The organism is Streptomyces carpinensis (assembly GCF_002154505.1).
Classification (GTDB): domain Bacteria; phylum Actinomycetota; class Actinomycetes; order Streptomycetales; family Streptomycetaceae; genus Streptomyces; species Streptomyces carpinensis.
Genome location: NZ_MUBM01000132.1, coordinates 1 through 3,095, shown reverse-complemented (window position 1 = coordinate 3,095; position 3,095 = coordinate 1). Strand labels below are relative to the sequence as shown.

Genomic DNA, 3,095 nt, shown 5'->3' with positions numbered 1-3,095 from the left:
GGTCCCGGACGGCCGGCGGGAGCGGGCCGGGGACCTCACCCGCCGCCCGTCGCCAGCCGGCAGGCCTGCGCGTAGGTGCGCACCAGCGGCCGGTCCCCGTCCTCACGGCGCCAGGCGAGCGCGTAGCGGCCGGGCCCGATGCCGCGCACCGGCCGGGTGGTCACCCCGCCCAGGCTGACCAGGGGGGCGTTGCCGGCCGCGACCAGGCACACGCCGAGCCCCGCGAGCAGCGCCTCGTACGTCTCCTCGGTGCTCGCCACCTCGGCACCGATCACGGGCGGGGTGCCGCCGCGGTCGTCCAGGGCGAGCCAGTGGTCGCGCAGCGGGCCGGCCTCCGGCGGCAGCGCCAGGAAGGGCATATCGGCCAGGTCCGCGAAGTCGACCTCCGCACGGGCGGCCAGGGGATGCGTCACGGGCAGCGCGACCAGACGCGGCTCCTCGGCGACCACCGTCCACCCGTAGCGCTCGGCGTGCGGCAGCGGCAGCCACACGAAGGCCACGTCCACGTCACCGTCTGCCAGGCCCGCGGTCGGGTCCTCCCAGCTCACCTGCCGTAGTTTCAGGGACGTGCCGGGCAGCGCGGCCGTGAAGCGGGAGCGGATCGCGGGCAGCAGCCCGCCGCGCCCCGGGCTGGTGCTCATGCCCACCACCAGCGTGCCGCGCAACGCCGCCCGCGCCGACTCCACGGCGGCCGCGCCCTCCCCCCAGGCGTCCAGCACCCGCCGGGCGTGGGGCAGCAGCGCCGCGCCCGCCCCGGTGAGCGCCACGCCCTGCGGCCGGCGCTCGAAGAGCTCCACGCCCAACTGCCGTTCCAGCGCGCGGATCTGCTTGCTCAGGGCGGGCTGGGAGACATACAGGCGTTCCGCGGCGCGCGTGAATTGCAGTTCCTCGGCCACCGCCAGGAAGTAGCGCAGATCCCGTACGTGCACGTCCACTGTCATAACCATCGGTTATCACGGCGGGTCTTGGACGTGCCACCGGTCCCCGGCGGAGCCTGGTGCCCTGACGACGAACCCTGGAGGGGACATGAACAAGGTGTGGCTGATCACCGGTGCCGGCAGCGGTTTCGGGCGGGCGATCGCCGAGGCGGCCCTGGCCGCCGGTGACGTGGTGGTGGGCGCGGTGCGGCGGCCCGGGACGCTGGCCGACCTCGTGGCCGCGCACCCCGACCAGATGGAGGCGCTGGGGCTGGACGTCACCGACACGGCGGCCGGCGAGGCGGCGGTACGGGACGTGGTGGCCCGGCACGGCCGGATCGACGTGCTGGTGAACAACGCAGGCCGTACCCACGTCGGCGCCTTCGAGGAGACCACCGAGCAGGAGCTGCGCGACCTGTTCGACGTGCACGTCTTCGGTCCCGCCGCGCTGACGCGGGCGGTGCTGCCGCACATGCGCGAGCGGCGCTCGGGCGCGATCGTGCAGATGAGCAGCATGGGCGGGCAGATGTCGTTCGCGGGCTTCGGAGCGTACAGCGGGACGAAGTTCGCCCTGGAGGGCATGTCGGAGGCGCTGGCGGACGAGGTGGCCGAGTACGGCGTCAAGGTTCTGATCGTCGAGCCGGGAGCCTTCCGCACCTCCCTCTTCGGCTCGGGCAGGGCGGGGATGAGCGCGGACAGCGGGGTGTACGCCAAGGTGGACGAGACCCGCGGATTCGTCGCCGGCGGCGACGGCACCCAGCCCGGCGACCCCGCGAAGGCGGCGGCGCTGATCATCGCCGCGCTGGAGTCGGACGACACTCCGCTTCGGCTGCCCCTGGGCGACGACGCGGTCACCTCCGTCCTCGGCCATCTCGACCAGGTGCACGGCGACATCGCCGCCTGGGAGAAGCGCACCCGCGCCACCGCCTTCGACGACTGAGCCGCCGCAGGCCGTCAGATCCCGCCGCCGTGTGCCGTCACGGCCGTGCGAGCCCCGACTTCAGCCCCGCGCCGCACAGCGGCACCACCGCGGACCTGCCGCCGAGCGCGCCCTCGCGGACGGCCGCCCAGCAGGCCACGCCCGTGGACTCCACGTAGAGGCCGCGCGAGGCCAGGTCCAGCTGGGCGTGGCGGATCTGGTCCTCGCCGACGGTCAGGAAGGTGCCGCCGGAGTTCCGTACCGCGCGCAGGATCTGACGGGCCCGCGGCGGCCGGGGGATGGCGATGCCCTCCGCGTACGTCGGGGCCACGGGGGCCGTCCCGGTCAGCTCCTCCGCGCCCTCCTCCCAGGCGCGGGCCAGTGGGGCCACCGCCGCCGCCTGCACCGCCCACAGCGCCGGACGCCGGCCCAGCAGCCCGGCCCCGTACAGCTCGGAGACCGCCAGGGCCGCGCCGAGCAGCAGCGTGCCGTTGCCCACCGGCAGCACCAGGACGTCGGGCAGCCGCCCGCCGAGGTCCTCCCACAGCTCGTGCACGTACGTCTTGGTGCCGTGCAGGAAGTAGGGGTTGTAGACGTGCGAGGCGTAGAAGGTGTCCGGCTCGTCCGCCGCGCGCTGCGCCGCCGCGCCCGCCGCCTCCCGGCCGCCGTCGACCACCTCCACACGGGCGCCGTGCGCCTCGATCTGCTCCAGCTTCTTCGCGGACGTGCCCACCGGGACGTACACCGTGCACGGCAGCCGCCCGCGGGCGCAGTACGCGGCGATCGACGTGCCCGCGTTGCCGCTGCTGTCCGCGACCACCCGGCGCGGCCCGGCATGCAGCGCCAGCTCGGCCAGCATCACCGCGCCCCGGTCCTTGAACGACAGCGTCGGCATCAGGTAGTCGAGCTTCGCCGACACGGTGTCCGTGAGCGCCACGAGCGGAGTGCGGCCCTCGCCCAGGGACACGGTCGGCGACGACAGCGGCAGCGTCTCGGCGTACCGCCACAGCGAGTTCACACGTCCGGTCAGGGACTTCAGGGGCGCGGGGGTGGGGGCGAAGTCGAGGTCCGGGGGGCCGTGGCAGGACGGGCAGCACCAGGCGAGCGAGTCACCGCGGATGCGGATCCCGTCGATGGGGCAGTATCGGTCCGGCAGAGGTGTCATATGCGCAGGTTAGGGCCTGTCCAGCGGATCGGGTTGCAGGAGAGTCGCGGCGCCTGTTCGACCCGGTTGAGCGGGGCTCGGTACGTCCATGCGC

The 3,095-nt window shown here is 74.6% G+C and carries 3 protein-coding genes; 1 reads left to right on the top strand and 2 read right to left on the bottom strand.

The window, feature by feature from the left end; translation table 11 throughout:
• Positions 1 to 35 precede the first annotated feature (35 nt).
• Positions 36 to 947, bottom strand: a complete 912-nt coding sequence (locus BZY54_RS18495) for a LysR family transcriptional regulator (protein ID WP_086726296.1) — start codon at positions 945 to 947, stop codon at positions 36 to 38.
• Between the two features lie 79 nt (positions 948 to 1,026).
• Between BZY54_RS18495 and BZY54_RS18490 the strand changes: the two genes are divergently transcribed.
• Positions 1,027 to 1,857 (top strand): oxidoreductase, encoded by an 831-nt coding sequence (locus BZY54_RS18490; protein ID WP_086726295.1) that lies wholly within the window; start codon positions 1,027 to 1,029, stop codon positions 1,855 to 1,857.
• Between the two features lie 37 nt (positions 1,858 to 1,894).
• Here the strand turns inward: BZY54_RS18490 and BZY54_RS18485 are convergent, their stop codons facing one another.
• Positions 1,895 to 3,001 (bottom strand): threonine synthase, encoded by a 1,107-nt coding sequence (locus BZY54_RS18485; RefSeq protein WP_086726294.1) that lies wholly within the window; start codon positions 2,999 to 3,001, stop codon positions 1,895 to 1,897.
• Positions 3,002 to 3,095: the final 94 nt, after the last annotated feature.